The organism is Finegoldia sp. P3-F-LR (genome assembly GCF_052932165.1).
Map to the genome: position 1 here is coordinate 1 of NZ_JBRFJE010000065.1, position 298 is coordinate 298.

Genomic DNA, 298 nt, shown 5'->3' on the forward strand with positions numbered 1-298 from the left:
TTAAGAGCTATTTGCAAAGAAGCAGGTGTTACTACTGGGGCGTTTTATGGTCATTTTGAGGATAAGGAAGCACTTTTTTCTGAGTTAGTTGAGCCGATTGTAAGCCAAATACGAAAATACTATGCTATGTATGAGGATGAGAGTTTTGAGACATATAAAAAGGAAGTTCCGCTTGGGAAAGAAACCATTTATAAAATTTTAGACTCTAAAGCACATGGTGCTGTTAAGATGGTCTTGTATTTTTTTGAAAATAAAGATGCGTTTGAGTTATTAGTGTTTGGTTCTTATGGAACAAAAT

The 298-nt window shown here is 34.2% G+C and carries 1 protein-coding gene; it reads left to right on the forward strand.

All coding sequences use genetic code 11. The features are described from left to right. Positions 1 to 298 (forward strand): TetR/AcrR family transcriptional regulator (locus tag ACU68U_RS09335; protein ID WP_446763202.1); only part of this gene is annotated, 298 nt, incomplete at both ends.